15 protein-coding genes are annotated in these 16,759 nt (G+C 67.6%); 6 read left to right on the forward strand and 9 right to left on the reverse strand.

The annotated features are described in order from the left end of the window. Window positions 1-10: 10 nt before the first annotated feature. The 4 genes from AC1RIF_RS03170 to AC1RIF_RS03185 all read right to left on the reverse strand — a co-directional run bounded on the left by AC1RIF_RS03170 (window position 11) and on the right by AC1RIF_RS03185 (window position 3,297). The gene (locus AC1RIF_RS03170) at window positions 11-1,522 is read right to left on the reverse strand and encodes an alpha/beta hydrolase (RefSeq protein WP_492599903.1); all 1,512 of its coding nucleotides are present in this window, start codon (window positions 1,520-1,522) and stop codon (window positions 11-13) included. A gap of 18 nt (window positions 1,523-1,540) precedes the next feature. After that, a complete protein-coding gene (locus AC1RIF_RS03175; RefSeq protein ID WP_492600134.1) occupies window positions 1,541-1,942 on the reverse strand; it encodes a WhiB family transcriptional regulator in 402 nt (133 codons plus the stop codon). A gap of 160 nt (window positions 1,943-2,102) precedes the next feature. Beyond that, on the reverse strand, window positions 2,103-2,633 hold the full coding sequence (locus AC1RIF_RS03180; RefSeq protein WP_492599904.1) for a GtrA family protein: 531 nt from the start codon (window positions 2,631-2,633) through the stop codon (window positions 2,103-2,105). A 55-nt stretch (window positions 2,634-2,688) separates the two neighbouring features. Next, window positions 2,689-3,297, reverse strand: a complete 609-nt coding sequence (locus AC1RIF_RS03185) for a TetR/AcrR family transcriptional regulator (RefSeq protein WP_492599905.1) — start codon at window positions 3,295-3,297, stop codon at window positions 2,689-2,691. Between the two features lie 204 nt (window positions 3,298-3,501). On the opposite strand from AC1RIF_RS03185, the gene AC1RIF_RS03190 reads away from it, so the two are divergent. Then, on the forward strand, window positions 3,502-4,620 hold the full coding sequence (locus AC1RIF_RS03190) for an alpha/beta hydrolase (protein WP_492599906.1): 1,119 nt from the start codon (window positions 3,502-3,504) through the stop codon (window positions 4,618-4,620). 4 nt (window positions 4,621-4,624) lie between these two features. Here AC1RIF_RS03190 and AC1RIF_RS03195 read toward each other — a convergent pair whose 3' ends face one another. The 5 genes from AC1RIF_RS03195 to AC1RIF_RS03215 form a co-directional block, all read right to left on the reverse strand. Next, window positions 4,625-5,050 carry a VOC family protein gene (locus AC1RIF_RS03195; RefSeq protein WP_492599907.1) on the reverse strand — a complete coding sequence of 142 codons (426 nt, stop codon included), beginning with the start codon at window positions 5,048-5,050 and terminating at the stop codon, window positions 4,625-4,627. A 53-nt stretch (window positions 5,051-5,103) separates the two neighbouring features. Beyond that, window positions 5,104-6,135, reverse strand: coding sequence for a zinc-binding dehydrogenase (locus AC1RIF_RS03200; RefSeq protein ID WP_492600135.1), 1,032 nt, complete (start codon window positions 6,133-6,135; stop codon window positions 5,104-5,106). A gap of 134 nt (window positions 6,136-6,269) precedes the next feature. Then, window positions 6,270-8,042, reverse strand: a complete 1,773-nt coding sequence (locus AC1RIF_RS03205; RefSeq protein WP_492600136.1) for a BCCT family transporter — start codon at window positions 8,040-8,042, stop codon at window positions 6,270-6,272. Window positions 8,043-8,454: 412 nt separating this feature from the next. Next, window positions 8,455-9,531, reverse strand: coding sequence for a 3-deoxy-7-phosphoheptulonate synthase (locus AC1RIF_RS03210; RefSeq protein WP_492599908.1), 1,077 nt, complete (start codon window positions 9,529-9,531; stop codon window positions 8,455-8,457). 241 nt (window positions 9,532-9,772) lie between these two features. Continuing rightward, window positions 9,773-10,411 carry a TetR/AcrR family transcriptional regulator gene (locus tag AC1RIF_RS03215; RefSeq protein WP_492599909.1) on the reverse strand — a complete coding sequence of 213 codons (639 nt, stop codon included), beginning with the start codon at window positions 10,409-10,411 and terminating at the stop codon, window positions 9,773-9,775. 183 nt (window positions 10,412-10,594) lie between these two features. Between AC1RIF_RS03215 and AC1RIF_RS03220 the strand changes: the two genes are divergently transcribed. The 5 genes from AC1RIF_RS03220 to AC1RIF_RS03240 are packed head-to-tail and all read left to right on the forward strand — an operon-like array spanning window position 10,595 to window position 16,573. Continuing rightward, entirely contained in the window at window positions 10,595-11,830 is a 1,236-nt protein-coding gene (locus AC1RIF_RS03220; protein ID WP_492599910.1) for a cytochrome P450, read from the forward strand. 14 nt (window positions 11,831-11,844) lie between these two features. Beyond that, window positions 11,845-12,654 carry an SDR family oxidoreductase gene (locus AC1RIF_RS03225; RefSeq protein WP_492599911.1) on the forward strand — a complete coding sequence of 270 codons (810 nt, stop codon included), beginning with the start codon at window positions 11,845-11,847 and terminating at the stop codon, window positions 12,652-12,654. 16 nt (window positions 12,655-12,670) lie between these two features. Beyond that, a complete protein-coding gene (locus tag AC1RIF_RS03230) occupies window positions 12,671-13,813 on the forward strand; it encodes a phosphotransferase family protein (protein ID WP_492599912.1) in 1,143 nt (380 codons plus the stop codon). After that, on the forward strand, window positions 13,810-14,910 hold the full coding sequence (locus tag AC1RIF_RS03235; protein ID WP_492599913.1) for an Rv3169 family protein: 1,101 nt from the start codon (window positions 13,810-13,812) through the stop codon (window positions 14,908-14,910). Before AC1RIF_RS03230 ends, AC1RIF_RS03235 begins: the two co-directional genes overlap by 4 nt. A 49-nt stretch (window positions 14,911-14,959) precedes the next feature. Further along, window positions 14,960-16,573 carry an ABC transporter substrate-binding protein gene (locus AC1RIF_RS03240; RefSeq protein WP_492599914.1) on the forward strand — a complete coding sequence of 538 codons (1,614 nt, stop codon included), beginning with the start codon at window positions 14,960-14,962 and terminating at the stop codon, window positions 16,571-16,573. The last annotated feature ends 186 nt before the right edge of the window (window positions 16,574-16,759 follow it).

The following is a 16,759-nucleotide window of genomic DNA, read 5'->3' on the forward strand; positions in this document are numbered from 1 at the left end:
CGGCCCCGTTCTAGTCGTCCGTGCAGACCGAGTTCTCGGGCGGCAACTCGCCGTCGAGCAGATATGCGGTCGCGACGTCGTCGGCGCACGACGAGCGGTCGGCGAACGAGGCGCCGTGCCCGGTTCCCTCGAGTGTGAGCAGTCGGGCGTTGCCGAGCTGCCGCACGAGCTCCTGTGCGCCCTCGTGGGGAGTCGCGTGGTCACCGGTAATGCCGATCACGAGGATCGGGGCGTCCGGGGAACCCGAGAACGAGTCGGTGATGTCGTCCCCGCTGTTCGGTAGTGCGGCGCAGGAGAGGTCGACGAAATCTCGCAGCGTGTCGTCGTTGATCTCGGGGCCGCCCAGCAGCTCGGGCAGCCCGGTCTCCTCGATGTGCTCGACCAGCCGCGGCAGACCCGGATCGTCCGGGAAGGAGTGGCACTGCACGATGCTGCCGTCGAACCGGACCGCGGCCCCGCCGCCCGTCATCTCCCCTGCGATCGTGTCGATCTGCTCCTGGCCACCGGTGATCGCAGTGCCGACGGTCTCGAGCACCAGTTCCCGTCCCGCCGATCGCTGGTAGAGAGCCGTGACGAGATACGCGTACAGCGTCTGCCCGCTGACCTCGGTGCCGTCGCTCGCAATCATCGGCTGATCGTCGAAGCGAGCCACCGTCTCCACGAGCGCGGACTGGCCACCGATGGGGCAGGCGGTCGCCTGATACAGGCTGCCGCACCCGTCGAGGAGCGCGCTCGTCTCCCGAGCGATGGCCGCCGACTGATTGAACCTCCCTACCGGACTGGCCCAGTCGCTGGCCGAGGCACTGTCCAGGAGCATGCGCCCGACCCGCTCCGGGAAGAGCGTCGAATAGGTGGCGCCGAGCATCGTGCCGTAGGAGTAGCCCAGGTAGTGCATCGAATCGTCTCCCGTGAGGGAGCGGAGCAGATCCATGTCGCGGGCGACCTGCGAGGTTCCCATCGACAGCGCGATCGGCTGGTCGACGGCACAGACGGCGAGGTTCAACTCCCGAATGTCCGACACCTCGTCACAGTCCACCGGCGTGCTCCGTCCGATCCCGCGCGGATCGAAGCCGAGCAGGTCGTACCGCTCCAGGATCGACCCGAATCGTTCCACCGTCGGCAGACCGAACGCCAAGGCCAGCCCGCTCTCCCCGGGTCCGCCGGGGTTGCTGAGCAGCGTGCCGATCGGTTCACCGGGGCCTGTTGCCGGAACATGCATGACCGCAAGCTCGATTGTCTCCCGGTTGCCGGGGTCGTTCCAGTCGAGCGGAGCCGTCACGGTGGCGCACTCGTACGTGTCGACCGGGGCGCCGTGTGCGGCGAGCCGCTCGGCGCGGGCGTCGCCGAGACCGAAATCGTCACCACACGCACCCCACTCGATCGTCTGCGCGTAGATCTCGGGGAACGCCGCGGCCTGTCTCGCGCTTTCCGATTCGTCGGGCGCGGCCGAGCACCCACTCACGACCAGTGTCACCGTGGCCGCGGCGAGCGCCGAACTCCACAACTTGGAAAACCTCGACACGGGACCCCTCCAGTCGGACTAGCGGAGATCGTAGCCGTTTTGGGCGATTCGCGCGCTTTGTGACGGAGAGTGTCCGGTGGCCGCCGTTATCCCGATTCCGTTGCACCCGATCGCGGGGTTCTTGCGCGGCCGACCGCGGGATCGCTTGTGGGCGACGACGACACCCGATCGGAGAATCTCACCGCCCCACACGCCCCACGGCTCGGCGCGGTCGAGCGCATCGGCCAGACAGCGGGAACGGATCGCGCATCCCCCGCACAGCCCCTTGGCCCGTTCGAGATCGTCCGACGACTCGGCGAACCACAGATCGGGATCGCCCGTCCGGCAGGGCAATCCTCGACCGGCCGACCCGGCGTCGCTCCGCCCGGCCGGAAGGGCGCAGTTCCCGCGGCGTACTCGGCCTGCCTCGATGACGATCATGTCGACCCGTGCCTCCTCGATTCGCGGCACGGGGTGCTCCCGTGTCCACCGGTACCGACCCGGTTCGGCCACGAAACTCATCACGTCCCACGACCGGGTCGAGGGAGAGGTCGAGGGAGAGAAGGTCGCAGGCGTCCGACGAGTAGCGAACACCTCGACGTCAGTGTTCGGCCTCCAGCACCGTTTCGTCGCATTCCGGTTGCGGCGCCACCGGATCCGGGAACACGAACTTGCGCATCGCCCACCAGCGGAACACCGTCGCGAGGAGGGTACCGACGACGGTGGCACTGATGAAGTCGGCAAGGTTCTCCACGACGATCGACACATGCGGTGCCTGGAGCGCGAAGACATACCGTGATACCGCCAGCGGTAGCTGGTTGATCGCCAGCCCGACACCGGCAACGACGAAGAACAGGGCTGCCTCGTGTCGGCGCTCTCGACCTCCACGGGCAGTGAACGCCCACTCTCGGTTGAGCACGTAGGACACAACGGTGGCCAGGAGCACCGCCACAACGTTGGCCGTCACCGGTTTGCCGTCCAGGATCGTCCACTTCAGACCGAAGAACAGCACGCACGTGACGACGAATGCGATCGATCCCACTGTCAGGAACTTCACCAGTTCCGCGTTGCGCACGAACACGGACAACAACCGGTTCGGCATCCGCTCGGCGACGATCCGGGTGAGGAACATCGGGACAGGCTAACCGACACCTCCGGACAACTCCCGGACGTTCGGAAGACGCGCCCTACGCGACCACCACGGGCCGAGCCGCCAGTCCGGCGAACATCTCCGCGAACGCCTCGAGTGACGCCTCGACCTCGTCGGCGCGGCGATCGGCCAACCAGCCGAGGATGAGTCCGTCGATGGCGGTCGTGACCATCCGGCTGAGCACCGGAATCGGTACGGACCACTCGATTCCCGCGGTCTCCGCGAGACGCGCGAGGAAGGTCCCGGTCGACGCGTAGTACTCGCGGTACTGCCACTCGGCGATGTCGCTGCGATTGGGTTCGCGCAGGGCGCCGACCGTCAGTTCGTAGAACACCAACTGCTTCTCGGGCTGCACGCTCACCGTCTGCCACAACCCGTACAGGCCCTTGTGGATCGATTCCCGGACGTCGGCGCCGGGCGACAAGCTCGCGACCGCGCCCTCGACCATGCTCGCGACCACCTCACGAGTGAGCTCCCGCAGCAACTCCTCCTTCGAGGAGAAGCAGTAGTGGAACACGCTCTGCTGCACGCCGGCCTCGGCACAGATCGCTCGGGTGCTCGCGGCGGCGAGCCCCACGTCGGCCGACACACGAATCGCCGCATCGATGAGATCCTTGCGTCGTTGTTCGACCGAAACGTATGGCATCGCAACCCTTCCCGACCATCACACACCCATGTTGTCGGCAGCGTAGTGTCCGATCGGTTCGAGGACCAGAATTAAGATCACTGAATGTGCCGGGCCCGCCCCATCTCCACTTTCACCCTTGTTTCCAAGTCGGTCAGTTGACAGACTTCGCTTGCATACCCGGGCGCACGACGGTCGGGCCCCGCTGCGAGAGGACGAATACCGATGAAGACGACTCTGCTCGAGTCAGTGCTCGAATCCGCGGTCCGCACAGCTGCCACGATCGCCGGCTCGCTGCCCTCCCCGATTCAACGGATCCTCTCCGGCCGCCCCGTCCGCGTCGACGGCCAGGAGCTGAACACCGAGATCCAGCTGATGCTGCGCATGCTTGCGCTGCTGCCGGACTCGGACTTCGAGGAACTGCCCCTCGAGCAGTCCCGCGCCCAGATCGACATGGAGGCACGGCTGGTCAGCGGACGCCCGATCCCGATGGCGTCGGTCGAGACCGTGACGATCCCCGGTCCCGCGGGCCAGGTCCCCGCGCGCATGTACCGACCGGAGGGCCTGCCCCCGGCGGCGCCGCTGCTCGTGTACTTCCACGGTGGCGGCTTCGTGCTCGGCAGCCTCGACAGCCACGACTCGCTGTGCCGGTTCCTCGCGCGGCACGCCGAGGTCGCGGTGCTGGCGGTGGACTACCGGCTCGCGCCCGAGCACGCGTTCCCGGCCGCGGCGGACGATGCGGTGGCCGCGTTCCGGTTCGCCGTGCAGAACGCCGCCTCGCTCGACATCGATCCGGATCGTGTCGCGGTGGCCGGCGACAGCGCCGGCGGCAATCTCGCCGCGGTGGTCTCCCAGATCACCCGCGCCGACGCCACTCGACCGGCGTTCCAGATGCTGTTCTTCCCGTGGCTGGACATGACTGCCAAGCGTCCGTCGTACGGCCTGTTCAGTGACGGCTTCTTCCTCACCGAAGCCCAGATGGACTGGTACACGGGCCACTATGTGCCCGACGAACAGGACCGCACCGATCCGCGCGCGTCGCCGATCCTCGCCGAGGACCTCACCGGGCTGCCGCCCGCCTACGTCGCGATCTCGGGCTTCGACGTGTTGCGCGACGAGGGCCTCGAATACGCCGAACGACTCCGCGAGGCAGGCGTGCCGACGACCCTGCGCGTCCACCGTGGTCTGGTCCACGCCTTCGTCAACCTCACCGGCTACGGGCGCGCCGGCGTCGACGCACTGCTCGAAGCGGCCGGTGCGCTGCGGGTGGGACTGTCGTTCGCGCCCCGCACCTCAACGGCACCGGATCTGGAGGCCGCGGACGCCCTGGAGACCCTGGACTGACCGCTCAGGCCACGCAGAACTCGTTGCCCTCCGGGTCGGTCATCGTGATCCAGACGCTCGGGCCCTGCTGCCCGCGGTGAAGGATCGACGCCCCGGCGGCAACGAGTTCGGCGGCCACCTCCTCGCGGCGATCCCCCACACGGACGTCGAGGTGCAGCCGGTTCTTCACCGACTTGCCCTCCGGGACCAGCTGGAAGAGCATTCGCGGGCGTTGCGGATGCTCGGGATCGCGGATGGCCGCGCCCTCCCGCCAGACGAGTACGCCCTCGAACACCAGGGTGTCCGACTCCTGCGCGTGACCGGCGTCGACGAGACCGCGGATGAACTGCTCGTCGCTGGGCTCGACCTGCCAGCCCAGCGTGTCGGCCCACCACTTGGCCTGCTGGTGCGGGTCCTTCGAATCGACTGTGATCTGAATTTCGTATCCCATGCGCCGACGCTACTGCCGGGCACCGACAGGATCGGGCCGTACGGGAACGATCGTCAGGGCTGCACGAGAATTCGGATCGGATTCCCTTCGTGGTTCTGCAGCTTCGCGATACCCTTCGCGACGTCCTCGAGGGGGATGATCTCGCTCACCGATCGGGACAGGTCGAGGCGGCCGCGGGACACCAGTCGGGCCAGCGTCTCGATGTCGGCCGTCTGGTAGCCGAGGTGACCCATGACGTGCTTCTTGGACAGCACCAGGGCCGCGGTCGATCCCAGGGAGACGTCCTGGCCGCTCATCCCGACCACCACCAGTCGGCCGCCGACGTCCAGGCAGTGCAGGGCCTGCTCGGAGGTGACCTTGAGGCCGGCCGCATCGAACGCGACGTCGAGCATCCTGCCGTCGGTCGCCGCCTTCACCTTCTCCCGCAGATCCTCGTCCCGCGAGTCGAACGCGTAGTCGGCGCCGAGCTCGAGGGCCCGCTCGCGCACCACCGGATTGATGTCGAAGGCGATGATCGGAACCGCACCGACCAACCGCGCGAGTTGCACGATGTGTGTGCCGATGCCGCCGACGCCCCACACGCCGACCGACTCACCGACCCTGACCTGACCGGTCCCCATCACGGCACCGAACGGCGTGGAGACCGCGTCGGCCAACAACGCCGCCTGCTCGAGCGGAACGTTGTCGGGCACCCTGGTGAGCCCGCCGGCCTGCGCCACCGTGTACTCGGCCCAGGCGCCGTCGTATGCGAATGCCATCAGCTGGATGTTCAGACAATGGGTGAAGTCACCACGACGGCAGTTGCGGCACTTCATGTCCGGCCTGCCGGCGGACGGGATCACCCGATCGCCCACCTGCCAGCCCCGCACGCCCGGACCCAGGGCTGCGATGGTGCCCGACGATTCGTGCCCCTGGGTCACGACAGGCAGCATCGCCGGGAAGGTGCCGTCGAGCAGGCTCAGGTCGGAATGACAGATGCCGCAGAACGCAACCTTGACCAGGACCTCACCCGGCCCGGGCTCGGGGATCGGAACATCCTCCACCACATTGGTTTTCGTATCCGCATGAAAACGCGCCGCGCGCATCGTCCGCTTGCTCTCCGCCACCGTGCATCCTTTCCGAATCACGGGCGCGTGGCACGAGATGGGTGATGCACGCACTCCGTGGAGTCGACAGACCCGAACGGTGCTCACCCTACGCCGATGGTTCCCGTGTCAGGCTAGGGCGTTTCGACTCCGACAGGCTGCCGGTTCTGCCCCTCGGCGGAGTCCGCGAACTCCGGGGTGTCGAACACCTCGCCGCCGAGCGGGTCGGTCGCCCTCGCATCGTCGTCGAGGGTGACGACACCCGACTCCGGATCGACGCTCACCGCACCGTTCGGAACCTCGTGCACGGCAATGATCCGGTGCCGATCCTCGCCCGGGCCGGATCGCCCGGGCGGGGACGTCGCCAGCCCGGCCAGCGTCGACGAGACGGCGGACCGTCGCCCACGGTCCCCGGCCGACCGGTCCGCGCCGGCCGACGAGATGCGGATGTAGCGCGGCGCGGCGGCGACCTCGTACCGGAACGCTCTGAGCATCGAGAGACAGGCGAGGACCAGCACCACCGAGAACGGCACCGCCGTCGCGATCGACGCCGTCTGCAACACCGTCAACGACCCACTGCCACCGATCAGCAGGAGCACCGCCGCGACCACACCCTGGAGCACCGCCCAGTACACGCGCGTCACCACCGGCGTCGCCGTGTCGCCGCCCGTTGCCAGGGTGTCGATGACCAGCGAGCCCGAGTCGGCCGACGTCACGAAGAAGAAGATCACGACCACGATCGCCAGGAGACATGTCACCGTCGCCAGCGGCAGCCCGCCGAGGAGCGTGAACAGGCTCGTGTTGGTGTCGACGGCACCGTCGGCGGCGAGCATGTCACCGTCGTTGCGCTGGCGGAGGATGCCGGAGCCACCGAAGATCGTGAACCACAACGAGCCGACCAGGGTCGGGGCGAGCAGCACACCGAAGACGAACTCGCGGATGGTGCGGCCCCGGGAGATGCGGGCGATGAACATGCCGACGAACGGAGCCCAACTCATCCACCACCCCCAATAGAAGATGGTCCAGGCGCCGGCCCACCCGTCCTCCGCGAACGGAGACGTCCGCAGCGCCATCTTCGGTAGCGCCTGGACGTAGCCACCGAGGTTCTGGACCCACGACTGCATGATGAACAGGGTCGGTCCCAGCAGCAGCACGAAGACGGCCAGCGCGACGGCGAGCAGCATGTTGATGTTGGACAGCCACTTGAGCCCCTTGGACACCCCGGACACCACCGAGAACGTCGCGAGCGCGGTCACGCCGACGATCAGGGCGATGACCAGCCAGTTGTCGACCTCCACCCACCCCAGGTACTCGAGACCCGCGGTGATCTGCTGGATACCGAACCCCAGCGAGGTCGCGATACCGAACAACGTGCCCACGATGGCGACGACGTCGATCGCATGCCCGATCGGCCCCTCGATGCGACGTCGGCCCAGCAGCGGCTCGAGCAGCCATCGCACCGACAGCGGCCGGCCCTTGCGGTAGGTCATGTACGCCAGGCCCAGGCCGACGACGACGTAGATGGCCCACGCGTGCAGACCCCAGTGGAACAGGGTCAGCTCCATGGCCTGGTTCGCGGCGGCGTCGGACGAGCCGTCGAGCCGTCCGGCCTCCGGCGGATTCACGTAGTGCGAAAGCGGTTCTGCCACGCCGTAGAACACCAGCCCGATGCCCATGCCTGCGCTGAAGAGCATCGCGAACCAGGACAGGATCGAGAACTCGGGTTCCTCGTCGTCGCGGCCGAGCCGGATGTTGCCGATCCGGCTGATGCCGCAGTACAACGCGAACACCACGAATCCGGTGGCGACGAGGATGTACCACCATCCGACACCGTCGGCGATAACCCGATTGAGCGACTCGAATGCGCCTTCCGCGGCGCCCGAGTAAACGACCGCGAACGCGATCATCGCGAAGATTGCGATCGACGCCGGCACGAACACCGGCTTCCTCAGCGCCCGCCAGGCATTGCGCACATTCACTTCCGCGAACTCCCTTCCGCACGATCTGCACGCCGGAAGAGGTGACAGACGGCAGAAGGCACTTGTCCAACGTAGGGGTCCGTCGCCGGATCTGCCCGATTCGATCGACGTACCGACCACCCCGGACCACCGATATCCGCAGGTCTGCGCCGCGCCAACGGCCAATGGTGTCGTCCGCCACCGGAGGGCGCAGGGACCGTGTCAGCCCCGACGGGGGAACCGAGAGAGCCCAACGAGCCGGACGACTCCGAGCTCGGCACGAAGTCGACCGATTCCACATGCGCGCGGGGCGCGCCATCCCCGAAGGGAGGACGCGCCCCCGGTCGATCTGCCGCTGAGATCAGTTGCGGCGAGCGGCAACTGCGCCTGCGAGGCGATCGAGAGTCGCCGCGGTGGTGTCCCAGTCGATGCACGCGTCGGTGATGGACTGACCGTAGGTGAGCTCGTCGGCCTGCCCGAGGGTCAGGTCCTGACGCCCGGCCTCGATGAAACTCTCGAGCATGATGCCGACGATGCCCTTCTCGCCGGCCTCGATGCGCTCGGCGATGTCGGTGACCACGTCGACCTGCTTGTTGTGGTCCTTGCGGCTGTTGCCGTGGCTCGCATCGACCACGACCCGCTCCGGCAGGCCCGACTTACGCAGCCGCGCAAGGGTATCGGCGACCGTCTCGGAATCGTAGTTCGGCCCGTCGGTGCCACCGCGCAGGATCACGTGACAGTCCGGGTTGCCGACCGTGTGGATCAGCGCCGCCTGGCCCTCGAGATCGGTGCCGGGGAACACGTGGCTCGCCGCCGCCGCGCGGGTGCCGTCGACCGCCACCTGAACGTCGCCCTCGGTGGAGTTCTTGATGCCCACCGGCATCGACAGCGCGCTGCACAGCTGACGGTGCACCTGGCTGGCCGCGGTCCGGGCACCGATCGCGCCGTAGGTCACCAGGTCCGCGATGTACTGCGGGATGATCGGGTCGAGGAACTCGCAACCGACGGGCAGGCCGAGACGGGAGATGTCGAGCAGCAGCTTGCGCCCCATCCGCAGTCCGGTGTTGATGTCGTAGGTGCCGTCGAGGTGCGGGTCGTTGAGCAGGCCCTTCCAGCCCAGCGTCGTGCGCGGCTTCTCGAAGTACACGCGCATCACGATCTGCAGGTCGTCGCGCAGTTCCTCGGCCTTCGCGGCCAGACGGCGCGCGTAGTCCATCGCGGCCTCGGGATCGTGCACCGAGCACGGGCCCACCACGACGACCAGGCGGTCGTCCTCACCGTTGAGGATGTTGACGGTGTCGGCGCGCCCCGAGCGCACGGTGGCGGCGGCCACCTCGTCGGGGGTGTGCTCGCCGCGCACGACGGACGGCGCGACGAGCGGGCTGATGCTGACGGTGCGCTGATCGTCGAGACGCTGATCATTGGCGATAACGGTCATGGGGTTCGGTTTCCTGTTCTCAGGCCGACCCTCGAAGACTGTGAAGAATCCCAGCGAGCCGGTCTGTCATCCGGCTCTGGGGTGGATTGTCAGCGCGTGGTTACGCCGACCGACCCACCCGGGGCCGGCCTGCTAAACCAGAAATAGGTCGCTGACACGTCCGCCAGGATAGCGGGTGTCCGCCGGGGACGCACATCGCCCGCGGCGCGGGCCGTCGAAGACGACTCACGGTGCGCCGACGTCAGTCGGGGAAGAGCGGTCCATCAGGCAGTTCGGCCAGGCATGCCATCGTGCCCATCTCGACGAGGTTGACGACGAAGGTGTCGTGGTCGAGGGGGAACTCACGTTCGGCGTCGTAGGCCCGGGCTCGCGCGGCCATACCCGAGACCATGAAGTTGATCGCCAGGCGGTAACGCTCCTCCCGCACGGCGTCACTCATCCCGATCATGGATCGACGAACGAGGTCCTTCGCGATCTCACTGGCAGGTATGTACTGCGCGTCGGCCAGACCGCCACGCCGCTCGTACACCTCGGCCACGATCTGCATGAAGTCGCGCCCCCGGTCGTCGAGGAGCTTCGCGGCGAACGGGACCGTCAGCGCACCGATCGAGTCGCGCAGAGCGGACTTCGAAGGTTCGCGGCCCACGCAGTACCGCTCGACCATCTCCTCGATGCGATCCTTGATGTCCCCCATGTGGCGCATCACGATCGCTTCGAGCAGGCCCTCCCGGGAGCCGAAGTAGTAGTGCACCGCCGAATCGTTCCGAACCTCAGCCAGATCGTTGAGGTCCCGAATGCGAGCCCGATCGATACCTTCGCGCGCGAAGAGGTACTCCCCCGCCCGCAGCAACCTCTCCCTCGCGGGAATGTCCGCAGCCATGCTTGACAGCCTAACGAAGTCGGTTAATGTGTTGCACATCACTCTTAACGAATTCCGTTAAATGCTTGTTTGTCCCGGGTCGACGCCCTGGTCAGGGCCGGTCGACCCGCACTTCACACTCCCGTTCTCGCCGCTCTGCCGCTCTCCCTGCACTCCCTTTTCCGATCACGCGGAAGGAACTTCATGGGACTACCCGAAGGAATCGACTTCACCCACCCATCGACATTCGAGAACGGGATCCCTCACGACTTGTTCGCCGAGCTGCGCCGGACGGCGCCGATCTGGTGGAACCCGCAGCGTCGCGGCGCCGCCGGCTACCAGGACGACGGGTTCTGGGTGGTCTCCACGCATGAACTCGTCCAGGAGGTGTCGCGGTCCGACGGGATCTTCTCGTCGTGGGAGAACACCGCGATGGTCCGCAACGCGGACGACATGCCGCGCGAGCAGATCGAGGCCGGCCGGGCGATCATGTTGAACAAGGACGAACCCGAGCACGCCGCGCTCCGGCGGGTCATCTCCCGGGGATTCACCCCACGGGCGATCAACGGGCTTCGGGACGCCCTCGCCGCGCGTGCACGGGAGATCGTGCGCGACGCAGCCGCTTCCGGTGCGGGGAACTTCGTCGACCAGGCGGCGTGCGAGCTGCCACTGCAGGCGATCGCCGACCTCCTCGGTGTGCCCCAGGAGGACCGGCGCAAGCTCTTCGACTGGTCCAACACCATGACCGGGCGGGACGACCCCGATGTCGACGGCGATCCGCTCGTCGCCGTGCAGGAGATCATGGGCTACGCCCACGGCGTTGCGAGCGAACGCCGTGCCTGTCCCGCGGACGACATCGTCACGAAACTGGTGCAGGCCCAGGTCGAGGACGGTGCGCTGACACCCGAGGAGTTCGCGTACTTCATGATCCTGCTCGTGGTGGCGGGCAGCGAGACCACCCGCAACTCGATCACCCACGGCCTGATGGCGTTTCACGACAACCCGGACCAGTGGGAGCTGTACAAGCGCGAGCGTCCCGCGACGGCGATCGACGAGATCATCCGCTGGGCGAGCCCGGTGCTGTCGTTCCAGCGGACGGCAACCCGCGACACCGAACTCGGCGGGCAACACATCCGCAAGGGTGACCGCGTGGTGATGCTGTACGCCTCCGCGAACTTCGACGAGCGGGTCTTCGACGAACCCCGACGGTTCGACATCACGCGCTCACCCAACCCGCACCTGGCGTTCGGGGGCACCGGTATCCACTACTGCATCGGCGCCAACCTGGCCCGGCTCGAGATCGACCTGATGTTCGGCGCGATCGCCGATCAGGTCCCGGACATCACGATCCTCGGCCCACCGGTCCGCATGCGCTCGGCGTGGCTCAACAGCATCAAGGCGCTGCCCGTCGACTACGGGACCTGTCCCGTCGCCCACTGAACAGGAGACTCATCGTGCACAGCTTCGAAGGCAGAACCGTCGTCGTCACCGGTCATGCGTCGGGTATCGGGGCGGCGACAGCGACCAAACTGACCGATCTCGGCGCCACCGTGATCGGCGTGGACCGCGCGACACCCGACTCCGCACCGCGCGTGGCCCGCGCAATCGTCGGTGACCTCTCCACGCACGACGGTGTGCGCGCGATCGCCGATGCGATCGACGGGCCGATCGACGTGCTGGTCAACAACGCCGGTGTCGCGGCCACACAGCCGTGGCGAACGGTCCTGGCCGTCAACACCCTCGCGCCGCGCGATCTGACCCGGCTGCTGCTGCCCAAGTTCGGACCACGGCCCGCCGTGGTCACCACGGCATCCCAGGCCGGCTTTCAGTGGCAGCGGAACTACGCCCGCGCCGACGCGTTCCTGGCGATCGACGACTGGGACGAGGCGCTGGACTCGATCGCGGACCTGCCCGACATCGATCGACTCTGCTACTCGCTGTCCAAGGAAGCGGCCATCGTGAACTCGGGCAGCCTGGCGGTGGACGGCAAGCCCCTAGGACTGCGCTCCAACACCGTCTCCCCCGGCACGGTGGGTACGCCGCTGCTGCCGGAGTTCACCGCGACGATGGGCGAAGCGGTCATCGACGGCGCGGCGGCGTGGGCCGGCCGGCACGCGGCACCCGAGGAGATCGCCGACGCCATCGTCTATCTCGCGTCCGACGAGGCCTCGTGGATCAGCGGCGTCGACCTTCCCGTCGACGGCGGCTACGGATCTCTCGTGTTCCGCACGCTCGTCGCGCCCGCCACGAGCACCGCGCAGTGAACCGGAAAGTACTGCGATGACAAGCAATCCCGCTCCGCCGCAGGGCGTGAACACCGTCGTCACGACCACCGCAACCGATGTCGCCGACCTGCACGACGGGCTCGAGCGCTGGATCCGGGATCGGCTCTCCGACCCCACCGCAGCGGTGTCCGGACTACGCAAGCCGTCCGAGTCCGGCATGTCGAGCGTCTCGGTGCTGTTCACCGTGGACTGGCTCGAGGACGGGGCGCGGCACCACGCCGATCTCGTCGCCCGCCTCGCCCCCGAGGCCACCGCTCTACCCGTGTTTCCCGGCTACGACCTCGAGTGTCAGGCCGCCGTCATGCGTGCCGTCGCGGCCCACACCACGGTGCCGGTGCCCCGCGTCCGGTGGATCGAGCAGTCGTCCGAGGTGCTGGGGCGACCGTTCGTCGTGATGGACCGCGTCGAGGGTGTCGTCCCGGTCGACAATCCCCCGTACGTCTTCGGTGGTTGGCTGCACGAGGCCACGCCGACGCAGTGGCACGTCCTGCAACGCAGTTCGATCGAGGTGCTGGCAGGTATCCACTCGGTTCCCGAACCTCGTTCGCTGGTACCGGAACTCGGCGGCACCGCCGACGACGCCCTGCGCCGGCACGTCGACGACGAACGTGCGTACTACGAGTGGACGAGGCGCGAGGACGGGTTGCGGATCCCCCTGCTGGAGAGGGGCTTCGACTGGCTCGAGGAGCACTGGCCGGACGAGCCGTCCGAACCCGTGCTGTGCTGGGGGGACTCCCGGATCGGCAACATCATGTACCGCGACTTCGTCCCCGCGGCCGTCCTCGACTGGGAACTCGCCACGCTGGCCCCGCGAGAACTGGATGTCGGATGGTTCATCTTCTTCCACCGGATGTTCCAGGACATGGCCGAACAGTTCGACCGTCCCGGCCTGCCCCACCTGTTCCGGCGCGAGGACGTGGTGGCCCGCTACGAGGAGGCGACCGGCGTGAAGCTGCGCGATCTCGACTTCTACCTCGTGTACGCGGCGGTCCGCCACGGCACCATCATGGCCCGGATCAAGCGTCGTTCCATCCATTTCGGCAACAGCCCGGCCCCGGCCGACCCCGACGAGTACATCCTGCATCACCGCATGCTCCGCCAGATGATCGACGACGAATACTCCTGGGAGGCAACGTGAACCCCGATCCGCTCGACGAGTACCCCATCCACCAGTCGCCGCTGTCCATGGCGCGCGTCGCCAGCAGCGACCGCAACTTCTACGATCGCTACTACTTCAACGGCCACGACCGCACCGGCGACATCTTCCTCGTCAGCGGGTTCGGCGTGTACCCGAACCTCGGTGTGCGCGACGCCTTCGTCACCGTGAGGCGCGGCGAGATCCAGCGGTCGGTCCGGTTCTCCGACGCACTGGACGCCCGCTCGATCGAGGCCGAGGTCGGCGGGTACCGACTCGAGATCGTCAAACCCCTGCAGACGGTCCGTCTGACCTGCGACCACCCGGACCTGTCGGCCGACCTGGTCTGGGAGGGTGCCTTCCCCACGGTGCTCGAGGAACACCACGAACTCATGGCGGGCAACCGGCCGTCACTCGACGCGAGCCGCTTCGCCCAGGTCGGCAGTTGGTCCGGGACCCTGAGTGTGGACGGTACCGAGTTCGCCGTGGACCCTGCGGTGTGGACGGGCACCCGGGACCGGTCGTGGGGCATCCGCCCCGTGGGTGAACGCGAGCCGCTCGGGCGGATGGCCGACGAACCGGTCGGCGGATTCTGGTGGGCGTACGTCCCGCTGCGGTTCGACGACTACGCGTTGATGATCATCGCCCAGGAGGGCCCCGACGGTCATCGGACGCTCAACCATGCGACCCGCACGTTCGCCGACGGACGCGTCGAACAGCTCGGCTGGCCGCGTTTCGAGATCACCTACCGCAGTGGCACCCGCACCCCCGAGTCGATACGTATCCACCTCACCACGGCGACCGGCGATCCCCTCGTGGTCGACATCGATCCGCTCGGCTTCGTCGTCCTGCAGATCGGATCGGGCTACGGCAGTGATCCGGAATGGAACCACGGGCAGTGGAAGGGCCGCCGCTGGAGCTCCTCCTCGATCTACGACCTGACCGATCCCGCACTCGCGCCCCGCATTCCGCACGGCACCGTCGAACACATCGCCCGCGCCACCTGCAACGGCGACGAGGGCTGGGGAATGTTCGAGCACGGCGTCGCCGGCCGCCACGATCCGTCCGGGTTCCACACGGCGCAGACGATGGCGCCGTAGAACACGCGTGAATCTTGCCCCCTCAGCCTCGAAACGGAAGAAGGTTCGAATGAAGCGCTCGTCTCTCGCACGTGCCGGAACGTTGTTGACCGCAATCGCCACCACCACCGTGTTGTTGGCCGGATGCGCCGGCGGCGGATCCGGTTCGGCGACCGACGCCTCCGACGTGCGGACCGGGGTCGTCGGCGAACAGTCGGACGGTGGCGATCCGCAGTCGGGCGGCACACTCTCGTACGCCACCTACAACGGCGTGAGCAGTCTCGATCCCGCTGACCGTCAGGACGGCGGCGCCACCGGCGGCAGCGAGATGGCGGCGATCTACGACCTGCTGGTGCGCTACGACGCCGAAACGAAGGAGTACCAGCCGCAACTCGCGCAGTCGCTGACCGCGAACGCCGACAACACGGTGTGGACGTTGACGCTGCGGCCGAACGCGAAGTTCAGCGACGGCACGCCGCTCGACGCCGCCGCGGTGCAGTGGAGCATCAACCACTACCTGGAGAAGAAGGGCACCCACAGCCAGGTGTGGAAGGCGAGCGTCGCCGACGTCCAGTCGCCGGATCCGGCCACAGTGGTGTTCACACTGAAGCAGGCGTGGAACGAGTTCCCGATCATGTTCACCACCGGGCCCGGCATGATCGTGGCGCCGTCGTCGATGGCGACCGGCACCTTCTCCCCGGTCGGCGCCGGCCCGTTCCGGGTCGAGAAGTTCGCCTCCCAGGACGAACTGGTCCTGACGGCGAGAGCCGACTACTGGGACGGCAAGCCCAACCTGGACAAGCTGCGCTTCCCCGCCATCGTCAACGAGCAGGCCAAGGTCGACGCCCTGCACACCGGAGGCGTCCAGGCGGCGTACCTGCGTGCGGCCGATGTCGTGCACGGCGCCCTCGAAGCGGGCGACCCCGGTTACGTCTACACCGCCAACATGGGCGGCATCGGGCTGATCAACCAGCGCGAGGGCCGGGCAGGCTCGGACGAACGGGTGCGCAAGGCGATCGTGGCCGCCTTCAACCCCGAGTCCTACAACGAACGCTACGAGGGCGGATTCGGGCTGCCCGGTAGCGACATGTTCCAGACCGGGTCGACGTGGCACGGCGATGTGGCCGGCCCCGGCTACGACCCGGAGGCGGCGAAGAAGTACCTCGCCGAGGCCAAGGCCGACGGCTACGACGGCAGACTCACCTACGTCGGACTCAACGATCCGGCGGCCCAGCGCGGCGCCCTCGCGTTCCAGTCGATGCTGCAGGCGGTCGGGTTCACCGTCGACATCGTCTGGGCGACCAACATCAACGATCTCGTGAAGAAGACCTTCGCTCAGCACGACTACGACGTCTCGTACTCCGGATTCAACGTGCTCGACGAGTCGCCGTTCGTGCGCCTGTACGGCAACCTCTTCAGCGAATCGCCCTCCAACGCCCTCGGGTACGAGAACCCGGAGATGGACGCGCTGCTCGGCAAGCTGCAGACCGCCCCGACGGACGAGGCCCGCCTCGGAGTCGTCGAGGAGATCCAGACCCTCGTGAACGAGACGGCACCGATGGTCGTCACGGGTTCCGGCAAGTACTTCATCCCGTGGAGCAAGAACGTCCACGGCATCACGCCCAGCGCCGACGGCATCCTGCTGTTCGGAAATGCCTGGCTCACCGAGGATTCGGACTCCTGAGACCGGCACGACACGTGAGCGTCACTGTCCGCTCGGGCGGGCCCGTCACCGGGCCCGCCCGAGCGCTGCGGTTCGAGGGACGTCGCCGGCACGCACCGCATCGAGTTGGGCGCGGGGAGGCCTGGCCGCAACTCCGACCTGCCGTGCAGTGACCCAAGCCTAGGTGGTGTCGGCAACCTCCATCGG

The organism is Prescottella sp. GW823-FHT02E09, from assembly GCF_058797375.1.

Bases quoted from the DNA above. Each gene is read 5' to 3' on its own strand.
- AC1RIF_RS03175 (WP_492600134.1), bottom strand. From the start codon at position 1,942: ATGATCGTCATCGAGGCAGGCCGAGTACGCCGCGGGAACTGCGCCCTT.
- AC1RIF_RS03180 (WP_492599904.1), bottom strand. From the start codon at position 2,633: ATGTTCCTCACCCGGATCGTCGCCGAGCGGATGCCGAACCGGTTGTTG.
- AC1RIF_RS03185 (WP_492599905.1), bottom strand. From the start codon at position 3,297: ATGCCATACGTTTCGGTCGAACAACGACGCAAGGATCTCATCGATGCG.
- AC1RIF_RS03190 (WP_492599906.1), top strand. From the start codon at position 3,502: ATGAAGACGACTCTGCTCGAGTCAGTGCTCGAATCCGCGGTCCGCACA.
- AC1RIF_RS03195 (WP_492599907.1), bottom strand. From the start codon at position 5,050: ATGGGATACGAAATTCAGATCACAGTCGATTCGAAGGACCCGCACCAG.
- AC1RIF_RS03200 (WP_492600135.1), bottom strand. From the start codon at position 6,135: ATGCGCGCGGCGCGTTTTCATGCGGATACGAAAACCAATGTGGTGGAG.
- AC1RIF_RS03205 (WP_492600136.1), bottom strand. From the start codon at position 8,042: ATGATCGCGTTCGCGGTCGTTTACTCGGGCGCCGCGGAAGGCGCATTC.
- AC1RIF_RS03210 (WP_492599908.1), bottom strand. From the start codon at position 9,531: ATGACCGTTATCGCCAATGATCAGCGTCTCGACGATCAGCGCACCGTC.
- AC1RIF_RS03215 (WP_492599909.1), bottom strand. From the start codon at position 10,411: ATGGCTGCGGACATTCCCGCGAGGGAGAGGTTGCTGCGGGCGGGGGAG.
- AC1RIF_RS03220 (WP_492599910.1), top strand. From the start codon at position 10,595: ATGGGACTACCCGAAGGAATCGACTTCACCCACCCATCGACATTCGAG.
- AC1RIF_RS03230 (WP_492599912.1), top strand. From the start codon at position 12,671: ATGACAAGCAATCCCGCTCCGCCGCAGGGCGTGAACACCGTCGTCACG.
- AC1RIF_RS03240 (WP_492599914.1), top strand. From the start codon at position 14,960: ATGAAGCGCTCGTCTCTCGCACGTGCCGGAACGTTGTTGACCGCAATC.